This is a genomic window from Nitrospirillum iridis, assembly GCF_014205765.1.
Lineage (GTDB): Bacteria > Pseudomonadota > Alphaproteobacteria > Azospirillales > Azospirillaceae > Nitrospirillum > Nitrospirillum iridis.
Map to the genome: position 1 here is coordinate 1 of NZ_JACIIZ010000025.1, position 24,654 is coordinate 24,654.

The following is a 24,654-nucleotide window of genomic DNA, read 5'->3' on the forward strand; positions in this document are numbered from 1 at the left end:
AAACTGTCCCAGCCGTCACATTCTCACCCAAAGCCGCCTGACCAACGGCCACCTCAAACGCGCGCCGCTTTTACACCAGCTTGACGGACGCTATCCGAGAGAGTCTGTGCTCCCAATGGAACTCGAAAAAGCCTCTCACCTAAATTCGTCCACACGACCTAGAATTAGATGCTATTCGGACTGTCTGGCGGCTCTTATGTCAGATGGCGGAGAAAATGGCGCAGGGTCAGCTGCTTCTCTGCTCGAAATACCGCATCGTCGGCCCTAAATGCCGACGCTGTCGCGCTAGTTCTAGTACTCAGAAGTCCGCGACATCGATTTTCTCGCCCTTGTCGAAGCGTGATAGGGCATAAGGGCGAGGATCGACGATCGGTGTGGAGCCCGTTGCAAGATCAGCGATCAGGTGCCCCGCGCCAGGTCCGATGCCGAAGCCGTGGCCACTGAATCCCGCCGCAAGGATGAAGCCAGGGACGTCGGGTATCCCACCAATCACTGGGACGCCATCGGGCGTGCTATCGATATAGCCGGCCCAGGTGTTCATGACTGGAGCGGCCCTAAGGGCAGGAACGAGGTCGACCGCCCGCTTCACTGTCAGGCGTACCGTGCGCGGATCCGGCGTTGGATCCAGAACGCGCATCCGCTCCATCGGCGTCGACTGATCGACGGTCCAGCGGGAGCCCGTTTCATGACCGGAGCGCCAGCCTTCCAGCCCCCCCGGCGACAGGCTGCGCCAGCGCCGCAGGAACATGGGCAGGAATTCGCGGTGGAAGCGGAAGAACTGGGGCGTCGGATCGACCCGCGCCCACCCGCTGATCGACAGGGTATGACACCCGTCGCCACGGCGCGTGATCGACACCGACTTGGTGTGAAGGGCGTCCGGCAAATCGATCTGGTCGCTGGCCACCGCGACAATGGACTGGCGCACCGATGCCTGGGGGAAGCGAATGCCCAACTGATGACAAAAGGAAGAGGCCCACGCGCCGCCGGTGTGTATGGCCAGCTTCGTACGGATGGTGCCCTTTTCGGTAATGACGCCGCTCACTGCGCCGCCCGCCAGTTCGATGCCCCGCGCGGCACAGCCTTGATGAACGGTGCCGCCGTGCCGCATCGCCGCCTTTGCCGCCGCCGGGGCCGCGAGCCCGGGGTCGGCGATGCCGTCGGTCGGGGCCAACACGCCCCCCCGCCAACGCCGCCCCGTGAAACCGCCCCGTTCGGTCGCCTCGGCGCCATCGAGCATCCGCGTGCTGACGCCGACCGTCCGCGCGAAGGCGCCCCAGCGGGCCCAGGTGTCCAGTTCCTCTTCGTCGTTGCTCAGATAAAACAAGCCGCAGCGTCGAAATCCGGCATCCTCACCACTGTCGGCGGCGAAGCGGTCCCAAAGATCGAGGCTCTTGGTTGATATCGGCAGTTCACGCGCATCGCGGTTCTGCTGCCGGCACCAGCCCCAGTTGCGGCTCGATTGCTCACCGCCGACCACGCCCTTCTCGACCAGCGCGACCTTCAGGCCCCGCATCGCGAGATAATAGGTGGCGAAGGCGCCGACGATGCCGCCACCGATCACCACGGCGTCGGCCTCGGTGGGCAAGGCGGGGGAGGACTGGATGAGACGTAGAGGCGCCGACATGGCGATGCGATCTCCCATGAGACGAAGGTCAGGCGTAGCCGAGTATGGCCTTGGTTTCGAGGTACTCCTCGACACCGAAGACCCCGTATTCCCGGCCGTTGCCCGACCGCTTGTAGCCGCCGAACGGCGCGTGGGGATCCCAGGCGGGATGATTGAGATGAACCTGCCCGGTGCGGATGCGGCGAGCGACATCGCGCGCGCGTTCGATATCGCCCCCCTGGACGTGACCGCCCAGCCCGAAGGCCGTGTCGTTGGCGATATCGACGGCCTCGTCCACATCGTCGTAAGGCATGACGCACAGGACAGGCCCGAAGATTTCCTCCTGCGCGACCCTCATCGCGCGCGTGACGCCCGAAAAGATCGTCGGGCGGACATAGAAGCCGCGGGTCCTGCCCTCCGGACGCCCGGGCCCGCCGCAGACCAAAGTGGCACCCTCCGCGATACCTGCGGCGATCATGGCCTGGACGCGTTCAAACTGGGCGCGGTTGGCGATGGGGCCCAAGACGGTCTTCCCGTCGGACGGATCGCCGACGATGATGGCCCCGGCCGTCGCCCGGGCGATGGCCTCCACCTCCGCCATTCGGGCCCGGGGCACGATCATGCGGGTGGGCGCGCTGCAGGACTGGCCAACATTGCGGAACGCGGCCATGACACCCAGCGGAACGGCGCGCGGGAAATCGGCATCGGGCAGGAAAACGTTGGGCGACTTGCCGCCCAGTTCCTGGGTCACCCGCTTGACGGTCACCGCCGCCGCCTGGGCGACCAGCACGCCGGCCCGGTTGGAACCGGTGATCGAGATCATGTCGATACCGGGATGGGCCGCCATGGCCGCCCCGATTTCCGGGCCGGTGCCGTTGACCAAGTTGAAGACACCTGGCGGCGTGCCCGCGTCGTGCATGATTTCGGCGAACAGCAACGCGTTCAGCGGTGACAACTCGCTGGGCTTCAGCACCACGGTGCATCCGGCAGCCAGGGCCGGGGCGACCTTCGCCGTTATTTGGTACAGCGGCCAGTTCCACGGCGTGATCAGGCCACAGACCCCGATCGGCTCGCGTACGATGGCGGTGGTGCCCCGCATGGTCAGGAACGGATAGGTCGCCAGCACATCGGCAGCCGCACGGACGTGCGCCGCCGCGAGGGGGACATGGGCGGCGCGGGCATGGCTGATGGCCGCACCCATCTCACGCGACAGCGCCTGGGTCAGCGGTTCCGCCCGCTCCAGGATCAGCGCGTGTATGCGCTCAAGCAGCGCGCGCCGATCCGCGACCGGCGTGGCGCTGAACGCCGGCAGGGCCGCGCGCGCCGCCGCGACGGCGCGGTCGAGATCGGCGGCGGTCGCCGCCGCGAGTTCGGCGATCACAGCCTCGCTTGCCGGGTCGACCACCGGCAACGACACCGGGCCGGACGCCGGCCCCCATGCCCCGTCGATATAAAGCGCGCGCCCCGGATTCACATCCCCAGCCGCAACCGAATTCATTCCAGATGTCATCGCACCAGATCCTGACGGCGGTAGGCGCCGACGATGGACGGAAACCAGGGCTCGCCGGAATGGCCGGCCCATCGAAAACCTGAAGGCTGGGATCAGATCATGTTCATCGCGCCCTCCCGGGCGCCGGTCGCGCCACACACCGCCACGGCATCGATCTCGACCAGATAGCCGTAATGCAACTCGCCGACCGGAACCACCGTCCGCGCCGGCCGCGCGTCCCCCATCATCTCGGCATAGACCGCGTTGAAGCGGGGCCAATTCTCAACGCCGACGATGTAGGCGGTGACCTTGAGAATATCGCCGGGCCCGGCGCCCGCGGCGCGCAATGCCACCAACACGTTGGACAGCGCCTGCCGGACCTGATCTTCGAACCCCAAATCAGCGGTATGGGAGCCGTCCGCGCGCACACCGAGTTGGCCCGCCGTGAAGACCAAGCCGCCATAGCGAATGGCATGGCTGTAGTGGCCACCTGGCCGTGCAAGGCCCTCGGGTTCCAACGTCTCGATCTTCATCTCCATGAGGTTCACCATCCCCGCATCCGTGGCCACGCCGCCACGATGTCGCGGCTGCCGGTTGTGACCACCTGGTAGACCCAATGCTGAGCCGCCGTTGCGCATGCATGGTTGGGCAGAATACGCACGCGTGCACCGACCGGAAGGTCTGGCAACGCGGCGGCGCTGCCGGGCCGGACCTTGATGATCCCATGCTCCTGGCTGGCATCATCCACGATCAGATCCGGCCACGGCACACCGTCGATATCGCAGACGAGGCCGTACCCTTGATCAACTGGATGGCGTTGCGTCCCCCGGTCGCGAGACATGGCCATCCAGCCAGCGTCAATCAGGATCCAGCCCTTTTCCAGCTTGTGTCCGATGACGGTGGCCAGCACCGAGACGGCGATGTCATCGACCGCGCAGACGCCGATGCCATGCATCACGAGATCGAAGAACATGAAGACACCGGCGCGCACTTCCGTCACACCATCGAGATCGCGGGCGAAATGCGCGGTCGGGGTCGAGCCCACGCTGACCACCGGCGCCGCGTGCCCGTGGCGGCGCAAAGCCTGGGCGGCGGCCACCGCGGCCGCGCGCTCGCCTTCGGCAGCCTCCACCAGGCCCACACCTCCCCGGCACGCGTAGGATTCCCCGGCATGGGTGAGCACACCCCGGACCTCCACCGCCCCTGCCCGCAGAATATCCGCGATCTCGATGATCGCGGCGTTACCGGGGGAAAGCCCGCCGCGATGGCCGTCACAATCGATCTCGATCAACACTGCCGGCATCGCGCCGCCGTCCCGTGCCGTCGTGGCAAGGGCCTGGGCCTGTTCGACGGTATCGATAAGTACCGCGACGTCCACGCCCTGGGCCACAAGGTCACGTATCCGCGCGATCTTCTTCGGCGCCAAGCCGACGGCATAGACGATGTCCGTCGCACCCGCGGCGGCGAAGTATTCCGCTTCAGCTATTGTCGAAACGGTGATCGGCCCCAGGTCACCCGCGAAAAGGCGCTGGGCCACGTCGATCGATTTGGCGGTTTTCACATGCGGTCGGAAGCCAACGCCGAGATGCTCCAAACGCGCCTTCAATCGGGCCACGTTCCGATCGAACCGCGCCACGTCAAGCACCAGCGCCGGGGTCTCAGCCGCATCAAGGGTCATCTGACCAGAATGGGCGGGCGGCTTGGACAAGGTTTCAATCATCTTGGGTTCTCTTGGAGATTCTTGGAAATGCATGCCGACGATCGGTTGGGCGACCGGTTGGAAAGCGCGATCAAGCGGGTCCAATGCCGGATCAGGAAGGGGCCGCTACGCGCGCGCTGGTTAAAGCCCCCCGCCTTAAAAGTATTTCAACCAGGCGATGTCGCGACGGCGCCTCTTGAGGCGGGAGAACCACGCGGTCGGCACGTAGAAGGGAATTATCAAACCGAGATACCAGACGACCACCCAGCCGTAGCTGCCAACCCCGAACACGGTGCCGTGGTTCGAACCCCAGATCGCGAAGGCGATATGATATAGAATACGAAGCGTGCAGAGATGGACGATGTAAAAGAACATCGGCGCCCCACCGAACACCGACAGCACACCGACGAAGCCGGAGTCCCGTACGCGGTCCAGCAAGGCGAGCAGAACCGCGCCGACGCCCAAGGTCGGCAGCAGGAAGAGAAGAGACGGCGGATACTTGGTGAGCGCCAGAAAGCTCATCATCGTGCGCAGCGGATCACCGTCGACGACGAACCACGGCTTGTCGCCATAGATGTTGAGCGCGCGCAACACGACGAAGGCGGCAATCATCCCGAAACCAAGCGTCAGAAGACGGCGCTGGCGCGTTTCCGGGGAAATGTCGGCCTCGAACCACGGACCGATGCCATAGCCCAGCGATATCACACCAATCCACGGAAGAATGGGATAGCTCGTTTTCGCGACGAGGCCGAACGGCAGCGCGATGAAATCGCGCTGATGCAGCTCGGCCCAAAGGATGAACAGCGGATTATCGGGGGTGAGGTGGATGGGATCGAGAAGATTGTGACCGCAGACGATGACCAGGCCTAGGGTGATCAACGCGGGGCGTGGCAGCCGGATCAAGGCCGCCAGCACGATCATGCACACACCGATGCACCAGATGACTTGCAGCCAGAGCATCGGCGGCGATATGCCCCAATAAATGGGCGACAGGATCAGCACCTCGATCGCCATCAGCAGAAGGCCACGTTTCACCAAATAAGCCGTCGTTTCGCCCCTGGTGTGATTGCTGGCATACAGATAGACGCCGAGACCGGTGAGCGCGACGAAGATGGGCGCACACAGGCTGACCAGCAGACGGGCGAGAAACACCGCCGGCGCAGCCGTCCGGGCATCGACCGGATCGGCGACGGGCACATACAGGAACCACGTCTCGCGAACATGGTCGAGCAGCATGAAGACCATGACCAGCCCGCGCAGCGCGTCGATATTCTGAAGTCGCGGCCGCGCCATCGTCGTGCGCTTCGCGGACGCTTCACTCACCACAAATGATCCAGATCCAACCGACGCGATTTGGCCCATGTCCCGTTCCCCGTGCTTGTCGGCGATGACTTTATTGCCGTTTATTAAGCCAGCCTCCGCCGGCAACTTCTCCCGTATGTCGCCGAACCGCGCCACCGTCATGCGGCGACATGGACGCAAGGCGATATAAGATACCGTGGCGACGCGCCAGTGGTTGGGGCGCCGGCGGTCCGGGCGCGTGGCCGCCGCGATGGTCACGCGGGACGCTGCGTCGCGTAGACCTTTTTGACATGCGTCTCGCTGATCCACGCGCAGCCATCGCCCCGGATGACCAGGCAAACATCGCCGGCGGAGAAGGTGACGCTGCCGCCCGCGTCAGCGAAAGTGACACTGCCCTCCAGCAGATGCATGAGTTCGATATGGCGATAGGGCATCTGCCTGCGGTGATAGGGCGTGGAATCCCAGGTCCCGCAAACGAATTCACGACTGGCCGACCAGTAATCGGAATGGTTCCGGCAGGACGGTGTGGGGCCGACCAGTAATTCGGCCAGCGGCGGGTTGGAGGGCGAGAGAGGTGCGGCCTGGTCGATCGTCACGGGCGTCTCCGCCGTCCCGGGCTGGGCCGCCGGGCAGCTGGCGATGACCAGCAGCGTTCCCTCGGCGGCCCGCCAGGTGAAGCTTGTCCCCACTGGCAGCACGGCGCTCATGCCCGCCCGCAGCGAGAGGCGGTCGCCATCGCTGTCGATTTCAAGCCCACCGTCGAGAGCGAGGACGAATTCGTCCGCCAACAGGCCATCGACGCGCCCTTCCCCGCGCGGCGCCAGGGCCGCGACGGTGGCCGCGGCGTCGGTAAAGGCCGGCACGGCGCGACCGCCGATCCAGTCGTCCGCAGGGGTCGTGCCGGCCGCATAGGCCCGCAGATCAACAACGGCCCCCACCGGGGCCCCCACCAGGCCCTTCAGGGCCTTCGCGGTCATAGTCCCACCAGCCCGGGCAGGCCGCCGATGTTCGGGATGTCGTGGACCTGGTAGTAGCTGTTCAGCGGCTCGTGCCCCCGGTTGACGAAGGCCTTCATGGTGATGCCCATGTCATAGGCGGTCATCAAGTCGTAGCGGAAGCTGGAGGAGCAGTGGAGCACGTCCGCCGGCCCGCAGCCCAGAGTGTCAAACATGAACTCGAAGGCGCGCATCCGGGGCTTGTAGGCCTGGGCCTCCTCCGCCGTGCAGACCGTGTGGAATGGCGCCTGCAGCCTCTCGACGCTGTGGGGGATGAGATCGACCATCGAATTGGACAGGATGACGAGCGGAAACTCGGCCGCGACGCGCTTCAGCGGCTCAACGACGTCGGAATGGGGGTTCCAGGTCGGAATGGCGGCATACAGCGCCGCGCCGTCGGCGTCACGATACGGGACCCCCGCCTTCTTGCACGCACGCTGCAGGGCCTCGACCACCACATCGCGGTACGGCCGCCAGGCGCCGAGGACGGCGTCCAGCCTGTAGGCGGAGAAGTCACGGCAGAACTCTTCCAGCGCCTCCCCCGCCAAGCGGTCGGCGTAAACCGTCCGCGCCACCGGCGCCATCTCGAAGTTGATCAGCGTGCCATAGCAGTCGAACGTGATGAACTTCGGCCGCAAGACAGTCATGGAGGCCCCCTGTCGCTTAAGGTTTTTGGATTTGCGGTCGGCATACCGGCCGGCGCGATTCATAAAAGCCTAGCGCCAACGCGCGACATGATGGCGCCTTTGTTATCGCTCCGATTGGCAGGCTTCCGCGTCAGCGGGCATCGGCGCAGCACGATATACCGTTGTGACGGATGGGTGCCGGCGCCCTACGATGCGCCTTTGCACACCCGGCACCGGACCGTTATGGTGCCGGCATGCGCCTCCGTTCGCTCCCGCAACTCTTCGTCCTGCTATGCATCGCCACCTGCGTCCTCGGATGGGCTGGCCGGGCGCAAGCCCATGGCGTGGGGCACCAAACTGTCATCGAGGTCGCAACGGCCCCTGTCGCCGTCGTGGCGCCCTCCGTCCTGGTGGCCGACGTGCAGGACCTTGGATGTCAGGACGGCTGTTGCTGCCATGGGATCTCCCCATGCTGCGCCATGGCCTGCCACGGGGCGGCACTCAGCCCCCCGGCAGCACCGGACTGGCTGGCGGACCAGGCGCGAGCGCCGAGATCGCCGGCGCATACGGACGGGACTGGCATCACCTCCCTTCCCCCACTTGAACCTCCCAGGGGCGTGATCCGGCTGTAAGGCCGCGCCCTCACCCCGGCCGTTTCGCAATCGGCGGCCCAATCCCGATTCCCTGGGAGAATCAAATGATCCCGAAGACCTTAGCCCGCGCCGTCGTGGCGGCGCTGATGATCACGCACGCGCCAGCCCTGGCGGCGGCCCCGCCTCAAATGGACCATGACCATCCCGGCAAGACGCCCGAGAAGATGGCGACGCCGATCGGCACCGGCACGGTGAACGCCGTGGATGCCGGCCGCCACATAGTGACTCTGACACACGGCCCGATCACCGCCCTGAACTGGCCCGGCATGACCATGGACTTCCCGGTGGCCCCGGGGATCGACTTGGCCGGATTGCGGCCCGGCGCCCAGGTCATGTTCACCTTGGGGAGATCCCCGGCCGGCGCCTACTGGATCGATCATGTCATGCCGGACGACGCCGCCATGCCCACGGGCCACGGCCCCGATGACCACGGGGGTTGAGCCATGCCGGAAATCCTGCCCAACTGGCACCCTGCGGTGGTTCATTTCGCCGTGGCGCTGCCCCTTCTGACGTTCCTCTTTTTCATGGCGGCATCCGTCCGGCACAAGACCGGATGGGCACCAGCCCTGACCACCGCCGCGCGCTGGTCGCTATGCCTGGGTACGGTGGCGGCACTGGCGGCCATCCTGACGGGACAGCGGGCCATGACCACGTCCGCCATGGATCTGGCCGGCCATGAGAACGTGCATATCCACCTAACCTGGGCCTACCGCGCAGCGGCCGTGCTGGCCATCGCGTCGCTGGGCGCTTGGCTGGACCGCAAGCGGGCTGTGGGCGCCCATCCCCTGCTGCTGCTGTGCGTGGCCGGCGGCATGGGGCTGGTGGCAATCACCGGATGGTATGGGGCGGAGAACGTCTACCGCCATGGCATCGGCGTGCGGCGCCTGCCCGACCCCGCCGCCCTCGACGATCATCAGGGGCATGCCCACCATCATCACCACGACCATGACGACCCGGCATCGCAGAACGGCGATACGGAAACCGACCACCGCCACTGACAAGCGGGGCGCGCCGGCGGACGGCAACTGCGGCCATCCGCCGGCGCATCCTGTAAACCCAAAGCACAATCGACCGCCCGCCCACCGGCCCGGGACGGCTTTCTGCCGCCAAGCCCCCCGCAATCGGTGCCATCCCGTCAATCCGGGGTGTTAGCCTTCTTAAAAAGAACGGGACCGCCATCAAAAGGCGTGCTGGGTCAAAACATAAGACAGGGGATCGATAATGCGTCGTTTCAAGCCCATCGCCCTCGCCGCGCTCGTCAGCGCCCTCATCTCCGGCCCCGCCGGCGCCCACGCCATCTGGTATGCCGAACATGCCCGCCAGTTGGCCCTGATCTATGGCGTCGGCGCCGACGACCTGGATTCCGTGAAGCGTCTGCCCGGCTTCGAAGGCATTGCCGCCTACGACGCCAATTACCAGCCAATCGAGGCCAAGCTGCGGGTGGCCGGCCCCCTGGTGGTCCTGGACACCGAGCAGCGCCCGACCCTGGTGGCCGCCGTCCTGCAGAACGGCATCTGGTCGCGGATGAAGGGCGAGGAGTTCGAGAAGAAGACCCGGGAGGAAATGCCGAACGCCTTCTATTCGGAAAAGACCATCAAATACACGGTGGGCGTTCGCGGCCCGCTGGAGAAGCCCATCCCCGCCCTGCCCGGACAGGTGCTGCAAATCGTCCCGGTCGGCCCTATACCAGAAAAGCTGGGCACGCCCATGACCTACAGGGTCCTGTACAAGGGCAAGCCAATCGCCGGCGTATCGGTCATCAACGACCTTGTGAACGACCCCGACGCCACCCCGGTGAAGACGGCTGCCGACGGCACCGTCACCCTACCGGTGCGCAACCAGGGCCTGAACGTGATCGAGGCGGTCTACAAGGCCCCCACGGACGATCCGAAGAAATACGACGAAATCGAGCTTGGGGCCACGCTGTCCTTCCTGCTGCAGCACGCACCGGAATGAACCCGGTCCTCTTTTTGAAAGGTCCCGCCATGACCCTCGCGAAGTTCCTGACCCCGGCCCTGGTCGCCCTGGCGCTGGCCGCTCCCCTACCCGCCCTCGCGCATGGCAATACCAAGCCGCAGCACGGCGGCGTGGTGCTGATGGCTGGTGAAACAGTGTTCGAACTGGTGAACAAGGCTGGCGCAGTGGCTCTGTACGTCACCGATGATGACGAGCCGGTTATGGCCGCCGCCATGACGGGACAGATCAGCATCACCACCGGCGGCAAGACGCAGGTGGTGATGCTGAAGCCCGCCGACGGCAACCGCTTCGACGCGCCTGGCGCCACCATCCCGGCCAAGTCCCAGGTCGCCGTCCAGGTCGTCGACACAGCGACGAAAACCAGCCTGGGCACCACCATCACCATCAACTAGGGGGCCCCGATGCAGGCAGCAGCCCCGCTTTCCACATCGGGCCCACGCACGGCCAAGACGTCGAGCCGGCTGGTTGTGCTGGCCTCCCTGGCCACGGCCCTCACCGCCACGGCCGCCCGAGCCCACGGCGTGTCGGACGCCGACAAGGCCTTCATCACCGGCACCGACGGCGTCAACGTCGTCCCCTACATCTATCTGGGCGCCAAGCACATGGTCACCGGCTATGATCATCTGCTGTTCCTGGTCGGCGTCATCTTTCTGCTGTATCGGCTGAAGGATGTGGGCCGCTACGTCACCCTGTTCGCTATCGGCCACAGCACGACGCTGTTGCTGGGCGTGCTGACCGACGTGCGGGCCAACGCCTACCTGGTGGATGCCATCATCGGCCTGTCGGTGGTCTATAAGGCCCTGGATAATCTGGGAGCCTTCAAAACCGCGCTGGGCTTCACGCCCAATCCCCGCGCCGCTGTCCTGGTCTTTGGCTTTTTCCATGGCTTCGGCCTGGCAACTAAGCTGCAGGAATTGGCGCTGTCCCAGGAGGGTCTGATCCCCAACCTGGTCAGCTTCAACGTGGGCGTGGAGATCGGCCAGTTCCTGGCGCTGAGCGTCATCCTCATCCTCATGAGCCTATGGCGCCAAACGGAGAACTTCCGGCACAGCGTCGTCCTGGCCAACGCCGCCCTAATGGCCGCCGGCTTCGTACTGATCGGCTATCAGCTGGCTGGCTATTTCCAGCAAGGAGCCTGACATGGCGAACCCTTCCATGGACCAATACCTGGTCGCCCCCCGCACCCTGACCAAGGCGACGGCGGGGGCGGGCGTGGCCGCAGCCCTGATCCTGACCCTGTTCGTGCTGCCGGCCGAACGCGGCATCGACCTGACCGGGATCGGTTCCGCCATCGGCCTGACCCGAATGAGCCAGACTGAAAAGGAGGTGACTGCCCCGTCCCAGGCACCGACTGCCATTCCCATTCCCAACCGGGCCATGATTGAAAAGACGACGGCCCTGCGCAGCGATGAAATGACCCTGACCCTGGCGCCCCACACCGGCGCCGAGATCAAGGCCCACATGCGGGAGGGCGACCATTTCATCTTCCGCTGGGAAGCGAGCGCGCCCGTGAAGGTGGACATGCATGGCGAGCGGGTGAACGCCGGTGATGAGTTCACCAGCTACTGGAAGGAAAAGGAGCTTTCGGCCGCACAAGGCGCCCTGACCGCCCCCTTCGAGGGCACACACGGGTGGTATTGGCATAACCGCAGCGATGTTCCCATCACAGTGACCGTGAAGACCGCCGGATTCTATGGGGATTTGTTCAGACCCCACGCCGAATAGGTGTGATGACGCTTGCCACCGGGGGCCGGCAGATTCATCCGTTTGGCAAGATGCCGCAATATTTCCCCCTGAAAACAGCCTAGCCTTCGAACAAAGATTCCCAAAATATCATGCACCATCATTCCTAATAAAACGGGCGAAAGTTGGGTCCACTCTTCTGAGTCTTCCACCGTGGCGCGCGTTCATCGCGAAGGGGAAGATTTACAAAAAAATCCTTGGGGAGCCTTCACATTAAAATCAGAACAGGGGGCGAGAAAATGAAAGACCATTCCGGTTTTCGATTCTTTTGTGCCGCGACTGCGGCTTACCTGATGCTTCAGCCCGTGGCCCGCGCCGCGGAAGACCAGGCCCCGGCCACAGGCGATGGCCTTGAGGAGATAACGGTCACGGCACAGAAGCAACAGTATGTCGGCACCGTGCCGGCCAAAGACCTGCCGCAGAACATTCAGACGCTGAGCGCAGCCACGCTGGAGGAAGCCGGCATCACCCGGCTTGCCGACGCCTTGGACCTGGTCAGCGGCGTCGCGCGGCAGAATAGCTACGGCGGCCTGTGGGACGGCTTCGCCGTGCGCGGCTTCGCCGGCGACATCAATGTACCCAGCGGCTTCCTCGTCAACGGCTTCAATTATGGCCGCGGGTTCGGCGGCCCCCGGGACGTCTCCGGCGTGGAACGCATCGACGTCCTGAAGGGCCCCACCTCCGCCCTGTTTGGTCGCGGTGAGCCGGGCGGCACTGTAAACATCATCACCAAGCAGCCACAGTTCGCGCCGGAAGGCAGCGTCATGCTGGAAGGCGGGAGCTACAGCCATTTCCGGGGCGAGGCGGACTACACCACACCGCTCAGCAACCGTTTCGCCGTTCGCCTGAACGGCGCCTTCGAGGACGCGGACAGCTTCCGCGACACTATGCACACCCGCAAGGAAACCGTCTCCCCCTCACTCCTGTGGTTCCTCAACGAAAACACCAGCATTTCGTACCAGTTCTCCTACACCCATCAGGAGATCCCGTTCGACCGGGGCGTGGTCGCGGTCAACGGCAAGCTGGGGCTGATCCCCGCTTCCCGCTTCCTGGGCGAGCCGGCCGATGGGCCGACGAAGACCAACGACTACGGCCACCAGGTGCAGCTTCAGCATGACTTCAGCGACAAGTGGGGAATCCTGCTGGGGGCCGGCTATCGCACCACCGATCTCAAGGGATACGGCGAAACGCCGGAACTGGTGGCGTCCCGCCAGCCCTTCTTCACCGATGGGCGCACACTTTCCCGCCAGCGTCGCTATACCACATACGATACCGAAGACATCGTGCTGCGTGGCGAAGTCAACGGGCAGTTCGACACCTTCGGCCTGACGCATCACGTGTTGGTGGGCGCGGACTACGACGATTTCAAATTCGACAATTTCCAGACGCGGTCACGGCCGCCGGCCCTGTCGACGCATCCGACGTTCGCCCAGCAGAACGCCATCGACATCTACAACCCGGTCTACACGGCGGCCAACCTGCTTCCGGCGACGACCAGCCTGGTCTACAACCAGTATGAGCGTGACAAGACCAGCGGCGCTTACATCCAGGATCAGATCGACATCACGGACAGCGTCAAGGTGCGCCTGGGCGGTCGTTATGACTATTTCAGCCAGTCGATCCTGGCGCGCGCGACCAATGTGACGACGCGTCAAAGTCCTGACGCCTTCAGCCCCCAGGTCGGCATCGTCTATGAACCGACCAAGTCCATCTCGGTCTATTTCAGCTATGGGCAGGGGTTCCGCGCCAATACAGGGCAGGATTACTACGGAACACCCTTCGCGCCGGAGAGAACGGAATCGTATGAGATCGGCGCCAAATACGTATCGCCGGACCAGGGGATCACCAGTTCCATCGCCCTGTTTAAAATGAGCAAGGACAACATCATCACGTCCGATCCCGTGCATTCGGGCTACGTCATCGCGATCGGCACGGCGGAAAGCAAGGGCGTGGAATTCGATGTCAGCGCCAAGCTGCCTTATGATTTCCGCTTGATGGGCAATTTCGCCTATGTCGACGCCTATTCGACCTCGTCGGTTCTCGACCCCGACTTTGGCAAGGTCGTGGCCGTGGGCGATCCGCTGATCAACATTCCCGAACTGAGCGGCAACCTGTTCCTGTTCAAGGACTTCTCCGTGATGGAAAAGCCCGCCAGCATCGGCATCGGTGTCAACTACGTCGACAAGCGGTTGGGCGAAACCGGCACCAGCTTCTACCTGCCCGCCTACACGCTGGTGCGGTTGATGGGGTCCGTCCACCTGACCGACGACATCGAGCTGAGCGGTGAAATCAACAACCTGTTCGATGAAACCTGGTACGCGAACAGCTACTCGGCACTGTGGGTGCAGCCGGGGGCGCCGCGCACGTTCAAGGCGCGGGTCCGGTACAAGTTCTGACCCCAGGGCGCCCTATCCCCCACGGGGATAGGGCCCGACCAGGCAGCCTCTGCCGCCATTCCGCGACCTTCCCGGCCCGCCGGCGCTCCGTATCTCCCCTGGGTGGCCGCCTTGGGCCTGAAGGACCTCATGATCACCAAGCGCACCCTTTATCAATTACATAAATACTGCGGCCTGGTCGCGGCGGTTTTCATCCTGATCCAGGCGGCGTCAGGTGTCCTGCTGCTGTTCCAGGATACCCTGGGCCCCCGCTTGGACACGAAAGGGCAGCGCTCTCAAACCGCCGATGGTGCCGCCACCGACACCGTGCGGCTGAGACGCCTGCAGGCGGTTCTCGCCGCCACACATCCCAACGCCACATTGCGCCGGCTGGACTTTCCCGGCGAGACGGACGCCCCCTACCTGGCCCATCTGACCGACCCCGATGGCCGCCCCCGCTATGTCGCGCTTGACCCGAAGTCGGCCGGAATTCTGCGCGATGGATCCGTCTGGTGTTTTCCGGCCGTCGCGTTACTCCAGCTGCACGACCAGATGCTGACAGGCAGGCCGGGCACGGCCGTCATCATCCTGGTTGGTCTCGCCACGTTGGGGGTGACGCTGGCGGGCCTCGCCCACTGGTGGCCCCGCCCCGGGCGCTGGCGCCAAAGCCTGACCATCCAGCGGGGCCAACCGGCACGCATGATCCTGCGGCAGGGCCATCGCATCCTGGGCGCGGTGGCGGCCATCGTCATCGCCATCAGCGCGCTGACGGGCTTGACGCTGGCGGTCCCCATGGTGCTGGCCGCACCATCCCCATCGCCCACGGCAACCCTTGCGACGATGAGCGATTGGGATGGGGCGCTGACGCTGGCCCGTGCGCGTTTCCCCGGCCACTTCGTCCGCGATCTGCGTTCGCAGGGCCTCAACCTTTTGGATGTATACTTCCGGGCGCCGGAGTACGGCCCCGTGGCGGTGCACCAAGTGACCATCGATCTGATGTCCGGGCACGAGACCCTGTCCGTGCCCGCTGACCGGAATACCGACGCCTGGGTGGTCGCCCTGCCCATCCATACCGGAGGAATCGCGGGCGCCACCGGGTTGGGGCTGGCCTTGTTCGCCGGCCTCTCGCTGGCGATGCTGGCGATCACGGGTCCGGCCCTGTGGCTGCACCTGGCGTTGGTGAAGGCCCGCAACCGTCGGCGCCGCATTGCCGGAGCGCCATCCCCTGTCACCGCAATCCCGAAGGTGCGGTCATGAGCGTCCTCTACAAGTCCGAGATTGACCGCGGCCGCGCTTGGCAGGCGCTGTTCGCGGACCGCGCCCCCGACATCGGCTTCCACCTTTGGCCGGAGATGGGGGATCCGGCGGCCATACGCTACCTCGCGGCCTGGGCGCCAACCGCCGACATCTTTGCGGCCTTGCCCAACCTGGAGGTTCTGTTCTCCATCGGTGCCGGCGTTGACCAGCTTGACCTGTCACAGGTACCGCCGTCCGTTGCCGTGGTGCGCATGGTTGAGGCCGGCCTGACCGAAGGCATGGTCGAATACGCGGTATTCGCGACCTTGGCCCTGCACCGCCGGGTCATCGACTACATCAGCGACCAGCGCCAAGGCCGATGGCAGCCCGCCCGTCTCGTGCCGCCGGCCCAGCGGCGGGTGGGCGTCATGGGCCTGGGTGTGCTGGGGCAAGCGGTACTGGCCCGGCTGGGCGCCTTCGGTTTCCCTTTGCTGGGGTGGAGCCGAACCCCGCATGCCATTGCCGGCGTGGATTGCTACGCCGGATGCGAACAGTTGCCGGACTTCCTGGCGCAATGCGACATCCTGATCTGCCTGCTGCCGCTGACGCCGGAGACACGTGGCATATTATGCCGCGATACCTTCGACCGGCTGCCCCAAGGTGCCGGGCTGATCAACGCTGGCCGGGGCGGACACCTGATCGAGAGCGATTTGCTGGACGCCCTGGATGGCGGCCGGCTGGCCGGTGCCGTGCTGGATGTGCTGAACAGCGAACCACCGCCCACCACCCATCCCTTCTGGCGCCATCCCAAGATTCTCCTGACACCGCACATCGCCAGCATGACCACGGCCGATACCGGCGGTCAGGCCCTCCTGGACAATATCCGGCGTCATCAAGCCGGCATTCCCATGCAGGGCCTGATCCGGCGCGATCTCGGATACTAACGCCGGCCGCCTTTCCCGTGCCGCAGCAAACTATGCTGAATGCGATGGGCAAAAGGCGGAATCCTGCGCCAGCCCAGGGCAGTTTAAGGACATGTTTTGATCGGCCTATGGCCTAATGGGTTCACAAGAATGGTCACCGGACAGGGTGCGCATGGAATGTGGAAAGCGGTACCGGCTGGCAAGGCCGGGCCCTTCCCTTCGTCTGGGCCCGCGCCGGAGCCGAACAGCCAAATCATGGCATCCCAAAAGGAAAGACGTCGCATGATCGCGTTCCGGCCCCCAAACGCCACCGTCGACCGCCACAGCGCCCTGGTGGCCGCTCTCATCGGGCCCTGACTTCCATGACCGGACCCAAGACCTGCTCCTACTGGCTGGATACCGCGCCCCCCTTCACCGGCGGCGCGGACGGCGGCCTGGACAGCCGCACGGACATCGCCATCATCGGTGCCGGCTTCACCGGCCTCTCCGCCGCCCTGGCGCTCAGCCAACAGGGTGCTTCCGTCACCGTGCTGGAGGCGGACAGCGCCATTGGGGCGGCGTCGGGACGCAATGGCGGCCATTGCAACAATGGCCTGGCGCACGACTACGCTGCCCTGTCCGCCAAGCTGGGTCGGGATCGCGCCGGCGCCTACTACCGCGCCCATGTCGCGGCCGTGGACACGGTGGAACGGCTGGCGCGCGAGAATGATATCGACTGTGACTTCCGCCGCCCCGGCCGTCTGAAACTGGCGGCCAAGCCCGAGCATTTCGAGAAGCTGGCCAGGGCATATGACGTGTTGCGGGCGGAAATCGACACCGATGTGGAGTTGGTGGCGCCCGGCCGCATCGGGGACGAGATCGGCTCCGCCGCCTTCCACGGTGGCCTGATCCAGACGACCAGCGCCCAGCTGCACGTCGGCAAGTTCGGGGTGGGAATGGCCCACGCTGCCGCCCAGGCGGGCGCCCGCATTCATGAACACACCCCGGCGGTCGACATCCTACGCCGCCCCGGCGGCGGCTGGCGGGTGGTGACGCCCCGGGGCGAGATCGTCGCCGACCAGGTTCTGATCGCCACGGGCGGCGGCGGCACCGGGGGCGCCCTGCGCTCACTGCAATGGTTCCGCCGCCGCATCGTTTCCGTCGGCAGCTTCATCATCGTCACCCAGCCGTTGGACCCAGCGCTGCTGGACCGGCTGTTCCCCAGGCGGCGCAACTACGTCACCAGCAAGAATATCGGCAACTACTTCCGGACCACCACCGACAACCGCCTGGTCTTCGGCGGGCGGGCGCGGTTCGCCGTTTCCAATCCCCTGTCCGACCTCAAGAGCGGGCGCATCCTGGAGGCGACGCTGGGCCAGACCTTCCCCGAACTGGCGGGAACGCGCATCGACTATTGCTGGGGCGGCATGGTCGACCTGACCGCCGACCGCCTGCCCCGCGCCGGCCAGCATGACGGCCTGTATTACTCGATGGGCTACAGCGGCCATGGCGTGCAGATGGCGACCTACATGGGGGAGCGCATGGCCGAGGTGATGATGGGCCGGCCCCAGGCCAACCCCTGGGCGGACCTGGATTGGCCCAGCATCCCGGGGCACCTCGGCAAGCCCTGGTTCCTTCCGCTGGTGGGCGCCTATTACCGCGTCCAGGACATCCTGCATTGACGGCCCGTGCGACCACATCCCTGATCACGCGGCGGCACCTCATGGGCGGGATGCTGGCAGCGGGTCTGACGGCGGGCGGACCGGCGTTCGGGGCCGGTCAGGAGCCGGCGCTGCCCCAGCGAGGTGGCCGCATCCGCGTGGCCGGCATGTCCAGCTCCACGGCCGATACGCTAGATCCGGCCAAGGGCGCCCTGTCAACCGACTACGCCCGCCACTACATGTTCTACAGCGGCCTGACGCGATACCGCGCGGACCTGTCGGCGGAACCCGCCCTGGCGGAGACGCTGGAAAGCGACGACCGGATCCTATGGCGGGCCGTCCTGCGCACGGGCGTGACTTTTCATGATGGCAAGCCGCTGTCACCGCCGGACGTGGTCTATTCCCTGATGCGGCACCAGGACCCGGCCACGGCATCGAAGGTCAGGACCATCGCGGACCAGTTCAGGCGCGTCACCGTCTCCGGCTCCAACGAGGTGACGATCGAACTGACCGGCCCCAACGCCGACCTGCCGGCCATCCTGGCGGACTCGCACTTCCTGATCGTGCAGGACGGCACCGCCGACTTTCGCCAGGCCATCGGCACCGGGCCCTATCGCTGCACCTCCTTCCAACCCGGCATCGCGACCATCGCCGCGCGCAACGAAAACTACTGGGTCGAGGGCAGACCTTATTTGGACGGGATCGAGCTGCTCGGCATTCCGGATGAGGTGTCGCGCGTCAACGCCCTGCTGTCAGGCGATGTCCACCTGGTCAACGCGGTGAACCCCCGCTCCGCCCGCCGTATCGAGGCGTCGCTCGGCCACCGCGTGCTGGAAACCAAATCCGGCCTGTACACCAATCTGATCATGCGGCAGGACGCCCTGCCCACGCGGGATCCGGATTTCGTGCTGGCCATGAAGTTCCTGTTCAACCGCGAACTCGTCCGCCGCACGCTGTACCGCAACTACGCCACCATCGCCAACGACCAACCAATCCCGCCCGGCAGTCCCTATTACCTGGCCGATCTGCCACAGCGGCCCTACGACCCGGATCGCGCCGGCTTCCATCTGCGCAAGGCGGGCCTGGCGGGGGCGCGGCTGCCTGTCTACGCCTCGCCGGCCGCCGATGGATCGGTGGACATGGCCTCGATGCTGCAGGAATTCGCCGCCCAGGCGGGGCTGCACCTGGCGGTTAACCGGGTGCCGGCCGACGGCTACTGGTCTACCCACTGGATGAAGCACCCGCTGGGCTTCGGCAATACCAACCCGCGGCCGACGGCGGACATGCTGTTCAGCCTGTTCTACAAGTCGGACGCGCCGTGGAACGAATCCGGCTGGCGGAATGAGCAGTTCGACCAATTACTGCTGGCGGCGCGTGGCGAACGGGACGAGGCGCGCCGGCGCCAGATGTACGGCGACATGCAGGTGCTAGTGCATGACCATTGCGGTGTCGGCATTCCCGTCTTCATCAGTTCGCTGGACGGATATGACCAGCGCTTGAAGGGGCTGGGCTCCATCCCCATCGGCGGTCTCATGGGCTATTCCTTCGCAGAACATGTCTGGTGGGAGGGCTGACCCCGTGGCCCATGGCACCCCAAGAAATCGCAGCGGCATCGCCGCGGCCGGTCGCCTGATCCTGCGCAGGCTGGGATCGGCGCTGCTGACCTTGCTGCTGGTGTCGTTGGTGGTCTTCACTATCAGCGCGCTGCTGCCCGGCGACGCCGCGGAAGAGACGCTGGGGCAGAGTGCCACGCCGGAGGCCGTGGCCGCCCTGCGCCACCAGATGGGTCTGGACCAGCCGGCACACCTGCGCTACGTGCGCTGGCTGGGCGGCATGATCAAGGGCGATCCCGGCCAGTCGCTGGTGGCGAACATGCCGGTGGGCCAGGTCATCGCCGGCCGCCTGCCCAATTCACTGACGCTGGCCGGCCTCACCGCCGCCGTCGCCATCCCGCTGGCCCTGGCCATTGGCATACTGTCGGCCCTTTACCGCGACACGGGGCTGGACCGGGCCTTGAACCTGATGACCCTGGGAATGGTGGCGGTGCCGGAATTCCTGGTGGCGACCATCGCCGTCCTGGTCTTTTCCGTCACACTGCGGTGGCTGCCGTCCATCACCGTGGTGCGTGAGGGAATTGGCTGGGCGGAGATGCTGCGCGGATATGCCATGCCGGTGATGACCCTGGCCTGCGTGACCGTGGCGCAGATGGCGCGCATGACCCGCGCGGCCGTCATCGACCAGTTGAGCCGTCCTTATGTGGAGATGGCGCTGTTGAAGGGGTTGTCGCCCTCACGCGTCGTGCTGGTCCATGTGCTGCCCAACGCCGTGGCCCCCATCGTCAACGCCATGGCGCTCAGCCTGTCCTATCTGCTGGGTGGTGCCGTCATCGTCGAGACGATCTTCAATTATCCCGGCATCGCCAGCCTGATGGTCAACGCCGTCACCAGCCGTGACATGCCCCTGCTGCAGGCATGCGCCATGATCTTCTGCACGGCCTATCTGTTGCTGATGCTGGCGGCCGACGTCTGCGCCATTCTGGCCAATCCGAGGCTGCGCGGCCAATGACCCCCACCGTCCCCTTGCGCGAGGAAAGCATGGCGAAACCGGCGTCCACAGCCACAAGCCGGGTTCGGCATTGGCTGTCCGGTCTGTCCACATCGGGACGGGTGGGCCTGGCGCTGGTCATCCTGTGGCTGGTCCTGGGCGCTGCCGGGCCCCTGCTGGCGCCCTATGACGTGGGCGCCTTCGTCTCGCCGGAGGTTTTCGACGGCCTGAGCGCCCGTCACTGGCTGGGCAGTGACTATCTGGGTCGCGACGTGCTGAGCCGCCTGCTGTCCGGTGCCCAATACACGGTCGGCCTGGCCCTGGTCTCCGCCTTGCTGGCCAGCGCGACGGGCGCCGGCTTGGCGTTGACCGCCACCGTCAGCCCCCGTTGGGTCGATGAGGTGATCAGCCGTTTCATGGACACCCTGATATCCATTCCCAGCAAGGTGTTCGCCCTGGTATTGGTCGCCGCCTTCGGGTCGTCCCTGGCCTTGCTGCTGCTGATCGCGGCCGCGACCTACACCCCGGGGGCCTTCCGCATCGCCCGGGCCTTGGCCATCAATCTAAATCAGATGGACTACGTGCAGGTGGCCTACGCCCGGGGCGAGGGCCGGCTGTACATCGCCACCGCGGAAATCATGCCCAACATGATCCATCCCGTGCTGGCGGATTTCGGCCTGCGCTTCGTTTTCATCGTACTGCTGCTCTCAGGCTTGAGCTTCCTGGGCCTGGGCGTGCAGCCGCCCAACGCCGACTTGGGCTCACTGGTCCGGGAGAATATCTCCGGCCTGGGCGACGGCGCCCTGGCCATCCTGGCACCGGCCATGGCCATCGCCACGCTGACCATCGGCGTCAACCTGCTGATCGACGCCCTGCCGGGGCGCGGCCGGCGCATCACCAGAGGGCGTTGAGATGGGCGCCGCACAGGATCATGTCCAAGTTTCAGGCCTGCGGATTACCGCGCCAGCCGCTGGCGGCCAGGAAACGCCCATCGTCAGCGACGTGGACTTCACCATCCCCAGGGGTCAGGTGCTGGCGCTGATCGGGGAATCCGGGTCGGGCAAGACCAGCATCGCCCTGGCCTTAATGGGCTATGCCCGGGGGGGCTGCCGCATCGCGGGCGGAGGCGTGCGGGTGGGCGACACTGACATCTTGACCCTGGACGCGTCGCAGTTGCGCACCGTGCGCGGCAACCGGATCGCCTACGTGGCGCAGAGCGCCGCTTCCGCCTTCAACCCGTCGCGCACCATCATGGACCAGGTGGTGGAGACGGCGGTGGGGCGCGGCCCGATATCCCGGCCGGCGGCCGAGGCCAAGGCCGTAAACCTGTTCCGCGCCCTGGCCCTGCCTCAGCCGGAAGCCATCGGCGAGCGCTATGTCCACCAGCTGTCGGGCGGGCAATTGCAGCGGCTGATGGCCGCAATGGCCCTGATGACCGATCCGGAGCTGGTGATCCTGGATGAGCCGACCACCGCCCTGGACGTCACCACCCAGATCGACGTTCTGCGCGCCTTCAAGCGGGTAGTGCGCCAGCAGGGCGCCACGGCGCTGTACGTTTCGCACGACCTGGCGGTCGTGGCGCAGGTCGCGGACCGCATCGTGGTGCTGCAACGGGGTCGGGTACGCGAAGCCGGTGACGCCAGCCAGGTCCTGGAGAAGCCGGCCGACATCTATACCCGCACCCTCATGGCGGCAGCGCGTCCCCCGGCGCAGGTCAGGCCCCACCGGCCCGCCCCCCAGCAGGCGACCCCGGTTCTGGAGGTGCGCGGCCTGACGGCGGGCTATGGCCGGGTGGAAGCGGGCGTGCCCAAGATCCCGGTCCTGCGCGACGTCACCCTATCCATCGCCAAGGGCACGACGCTGGGTGTCATCGGCGAATCCGGTTCCGGCAAGTCCACACTGGCCAGGGTCATCGCCGGTCTGGTGGCGCCCGCCGACGGCCAGGTGTTGTTCCAGGGCCAGCCCCTGGCCCCCACATTGTCGGGCCGAACCCGGGAACAGTTCCAGCGCATCCAACTGGTCTTCCAGAACGCGGATACCGCGCTGAACCCCGCCCATACCGTGTCCCGCATCCTGGGCCGGCCCCTGGCCTTCTATCATGGCATGGACGGCCGGGCGCGGAACCGCCGTGTGGCCGAACTGCTGGATCTGACCCAACTGCCCGCCTGCCTTGCCGACCGGCACTGCGGCGAGCTGTCCGGCGGCCAAAAGCAGCGCGTGAACCTGGCCCGGGCCCTCGCGGCCGATCCCCACCTTATCCTGTGCGACGAGGTAACGTCGGCGCTGGACACCGTGGTCGGCGCCGCCATCCTGGATTTGCTGGCCGAGCTGCGGCGCGAACTGGACCTGTCCTACCTGTTCATCAGCCACGACATCTCCACCGTCCGCGCCATCTGCGACGACATCGCAGTGCTTTATGCCGGCCAGAAGGTGGAAATGGGACCGCGCAATGGCTTCGGCGACGCTCCCTTCCACCCCTACACCGATTTGCTGATCGGGTCGGTGCCGGAAATGCGCCGGGGCTGGCTGGAGGAGAAGGAAACGGCGGCGGCTCCGCCGCCCCTGGCCACCGCCCAGAGTGCTAATCTATGCCGCTTCCTGCCGCGATGCGCCGCCCGGGTGGAGGGCCTGTGCGACCGCCTGCCCCCACCCCGTATCGTTCTGGATGGTGGCAACGAACTGCTGTGCCACCACGACGGGCAGGCGTTACAGCATCTCCAACGCGGCCGCCAATCGGCCATCAGCCCGTGAAGGGGTGCCAATGCCGGCATCTGGCGGGATCGGATCGAGCCGCCCGCCCCATAATCTTCTGATTTGACGCGCAAGGCGGCATCGAATGCTCCGCCGCCGCCCTTATAGTCTGTGCACGATTGACAGGGTCGACCGCATCCGTCGGCATATCATGCCGACATCGACCGCCGAGAACGCGCCGGGATTCCCCGGGGAAGCCAACGAGAAGATGGCCGATGGAAAGACGAACCGATCTCCTGGTGAAACTGCGGGACATGACGGCGGATGACCTGCCCCAGGCGCACGCGCTTTCCCGCAAGTTGCAATGGCCGCATCGAATTGAGGATTGGGATTTCATGCTGCGGGCCGGCATCGGCATCGTGGCGGAGGAGAACGAGGCCATCGTCGGCACCATCATGGGCTGGCCCTACGGCCCCGAGGTCGCCACGCTCGGCATGGTCATCGTCGCCGGGGAGAAGCAGGGTGCGGGTATCGGCCGCCAATTGATGGACGCGATGATGGCGCGGTTGGGCGATCGCACCATCGTGCTGAACGCCACGACTGAGGGCCTGCCCCTCTACACCCACCTGGGTTTCATCCCCTTTGGAGAAATCCAGCAGCACCAGGGGGCGGCGTTTTCCGTCCCCATTCCCAGCCTGCGCCCGAACGAACGGGTACGGCCGCTGAGCAGCAGCGACCACGATGCCATCGTCGCCCTGGACCGCCGGGCCTGCGGCATGGACCGCGCCGCCCTGTTCGCGGAATTGCGCAAGGCCGCCCACGGCGTGGTGCTGGACCGGGACAGCCAGGCCATCGGCTTCGCCCTGTTCCGCCGTTTCGGCCGGGGCTACGTCATCGGTCCCGTGGTCGCCCCCGACGCGGAGGGCGCCAAGACACTGATTTCCCATTGGCTGGGGTCCAACGCCGGCATGTTCGCCCGCGTGGACATCCCGCACGATGACGATCTGGCGGCTTGGCTGGACGATTTGGGGCTGCCCTGCGTCGGCCGGGTGACCCGCATGGCGCGCGGCCCGCTGGCGGCGCCGGATATCGACGTTCACACTTTCGCGCTGGTCAGCCAGGCGTTGGGTTGACCGCGCCCCACTTCGAGGGGCTTCC

22 protein-coding genes are annotated in these 24,654 nt (G+C 65.8%); 15 read left to right on the forward strand and 7 right to left on the reverse strand.

What is annotated here, in order from left to right:
• Positions 1-298: 298 nt before the first annotated feature.
• From FHS74_RS28450 to FHS74_RS28480, 7 genes are all read right to left on the reverse strand, one after another.
• Positions 299-1,642 (reverse strand): NAD(P)/FAD-dependent oxidoreductase, encoded by a 1,344-nt coding sequence (locus tag FHS74_RS28450; protein ID WP_425491386.1) that lies wholly within the window; start codon positions 1,640-1,642, stop codon positions 299-301.
• A 10-nt stretch (positions 1,643-1,652) separates the two neighbouring features.
• Positions 1,653-3,101: an aldehyde dehydrogenase family protein gene (locus FHS74_RS28455; RefSeq protein WP_246463439.1), complete on the reverse strand. Its 1,449-nt coding sequence runs from the start codon at positions 3,099-3,101 to the stop codon at positions 1,653-1,655.
• Positions 3,102-3,205: 104 nt separating this feature from the next.
• Entirely contained in the window at positions 3,206-3,631 is a 426-nt protein-coding gene (locus tag FHS74_RS28460) for a RidA family protein (RefSeq protein ID WP_184807650.1), read from the reverse strand.
• 5 nt (positions 3,632-3,636) lie between these two features.
• Positions 3,637-4,812 carry an alanine racemase gene (locus tag FHS74_RS28465; protein WP_184807651.1) on the reverse strand — a complete coding sequence of 392 codons (1,176 nt, stop codon included), beginning with the start codon at positions 4,810-4,812 and terminating at the stop codon, positions 3,637-3,639.
• A gap of 135 nt (positions 4,813-4,947) precedes the next feature.
• On the reverse strand, positions 4,948-6,351 hold the full coding sequence (locus FHS74_RS28470; RefSeq protein WP_211107209.1) for an acetyltransferase domain-containing protein: 1,404 nt from the start codon (positions 6,349-6,351) through the stop codon (positions 4,948-4,950).
• The gene (locus FHS74_RS28475) at positions 6,348-7,070 is read right to left on the reverse strand and encodes a cupin domain-containing protein (protein ID WP_184807652.1); all 723 of its coding nucleotides are present in this window, start codon (positions 7,068-7,070) and stop codon (positions 6,348-6,350) included. The genes FHS74_RS28470 and FHS74_RS28475 overlap by 4 nt, the downstream gene beginning before the upstream one ends.
• Positions 7,067-7,735 (reverse strand): haloacid dehalogenase type II, encoded by a 669-nt coding sequence (locus FHS74_RS28480; RefSeq protein WP_184807653.1) that lies wholly within the window; start codon positions 7,733-7,735, stop codon positions 7,067-7,069. Before FHS74_RS28480 ends, FHS74_RS28475 begins: the two co-directional genes overlap by 4 nt.
• A gap of 676 nt (positions 7,736-8,411) precedes the next feature.
• On the opposite strand from FHS74_RS28480, the gene FHS74_RS28485 reads away from it, so the two are divergent.
• The 15 genes from FHS74_RS28485 to FHS74_RS28555 all read left to right on the forward strand — a co-directional run bounded on the left by FHS74_RS28485 (position 8,412) and on the right by FHS74_RS28555 (position 24,629).
• Complete coding sequence (locus FHS74_RS28485; protein ID WP_246463440.1) at positions 8,412-8,807, forward strand: copper-binding protein; 396 nt, start codon at positions 8,412-8,414, stop codon at positions 8,805-8,807.
• Positions 8,808-8,810: 3 nt separating this feature from the next.
• Entirely contained in the window at positions 8,811-9,365 is a 555-nt protein-coding gene (locus FHS74_RS28490; RefSeq protein WP_184807654.1) for a DUF2231 domain-containing protein, read from the forward strand.
• A 223-nt stretch (positions 9,366-9,588) separates the two neighbouring features.
• The gene (locus tag FHS74_RS28495) at positions 9,589-10,323 is read left to right on the forward strand and encodes a DUF4198 domain-containing protein (protein WP_184807655.1); all 735 of its coding nucleotides are present in this window, start codon (positions 9,589-9,591) and stop codon (positions 10,321-10,323) included.
• Between the two features lie 29 nt (positions 10,324-10,352).
• Positions 10,353-10,736: a hypothetical protein gene (locus FHS74_RS28500; RefSeq protein WP_184807656.1), complete on the forward strand. Its 384-nt coding sequence runs from the start codon at positions 10,353-10,355 to the stop codon at positions 10,734-10,736.
• A 9-nt stretch (positions 10,737-10,745) separates the two neighbouring features.
• Positions 10,746-11,483: a HupE/UreJ family protein gene (locus FHS74_RS28505; RefSeq protein ID WP_184807657.1), complete on the forward strand. Its 738-nt coding sequence runs from the start codon at positions 10,746-10,748 to the stop codon at positions 11,481-11,483.
• Position 11,484: 1 nt separating this feature from the next.
• Positions 11,485-12,069 (forward strand): hypothetical protein, encoded by a 585-nt coding sequence (locus tag FHS74_RS28510; protein WP_246463441.1) that lies wholly within the window; start codon positions 11,485-11,487, stop codon positions 12,067-12,069.
• A gap of 311 nt (positions 12,070-12,380) precedes the next feature.
• The gene (locus tag FHS74_RS28515; RefSeq protein ID WP_246463442.1) at positions 12,381-14,483 is read left to right on the forward strand and encodes a TonB-dependent siderophore receptor; all 2,103 of its coding nucleotides are present in this window, start codon (positions 12,381-12,383) and stop codon (positions 14,481-14,483) included.
• A 129-nt stretch (positions 14,484-14,612) separates the two neighbouring features.
• A complete protein-coding gene (locus FHS74_RS28520; protein WP_184807659.1) occupies positions 14,613-15,719 on the forward strand; it encodes a PepSY-associated TM helix domain-containing protein in 1,107 nt (368 codons plus the stop codon).
• The gene (locus FHS74_RS28525) at positions 15,716-16,642 is read left to right on the forward strand and encodes a 2-hydroxyacid dehydrogenase (RefSeq protein WP_184807660.1); all 927 of its coding nucleotides are present in this window, start codon (positions 15,716-15,718) and stop codon (positions 16,640-16,642) included. The genes FHS74_RS28520 and FHS74_RS28525 overlap by 4 nt, the downstream gene beginning before the upstream one ends.
• A gap of 341 nt (positions 16,643-16,983) precedes the next feature.
• Entirely contained in the window at positions 16,984-18,282 is a 1,299-nt protein-coding gene (locus FHS74_RS28530; RefSeq protein WP_184807661.1) for an NAD(P)/FAD-dependent oxidoreductase, read from the forward strand.
• A complete protein-coding gene (locus tag FHS74_RS28535; RefSeq protein ID WP_246463443.1) occupies positions 18,279-19,835 on the forward strand; it encodes an ABC transporter substrate-binding protein in 1,557 nt (518 codons plus the stop codon). Before FHS74_RS28530 ends, FHS74_RS28535 begins: the two co-directional genes overlap by 4 nt.
• 4 nt (positions 19,836-19,839) lie before the next feature.
• Positions 19,840-20,826 carry an ABC transporter permease gene (locus FHS74_RS28540; RefSeq protein WP_343067065.1) on the forward strand — a complete coding sequence of 329 codons (987 nt, stop codon included), beginning with the start codon at positions 19,840-19,842 and terminating at the stop codon, positions 20,824-20,826.
• Positions 20,823-21,716 carry an ABC transporter permease gene (locus FHS74_RS28545; protein WP_184807663.1) on the forward strand — a complete coding sequence of 298 codons (894 nt, stop codon included), beginning with the start codon at positions 20,823-20,825 and terminating at the stop codon, positions 21,714-21,716. The genes FHS74_RS28540 and FHS74_RS28545 overlap by 4 nt, the downstream gene beginning before the upstream one ends.
• Before the next feature lies 1 nt (position 21,717).
• Positions 21,718-23,556 carry an ABC transporter ATP-binding protein gene (locus FHS74_RS28550; RefSeq protein WP_184807664.1) on the forward strand — a complete coding sequence of 613 codons (1,839 nt, stop codon included), beginning with the start codon at positions 21,718-21,720 and terminating at the stop codon, positions 23,554-23,556.
• A 215-nt stretch (positions 23,557-23,771) separates the two neighbouring features.
• Positions 23,772-24,629: a GNAT family N-acetyltransferase gene (locus FHS74_RS28555; RefSeq protein ID WP_184807665.1), complete on the forward strand. Its 858-nt coding sequence runs from the start codon at positions 23,772-23,774 to the stop codon at positions 24,627-24,629.
• Positions 24,630-24,654 lie beyond the last annotated feature (25 nt).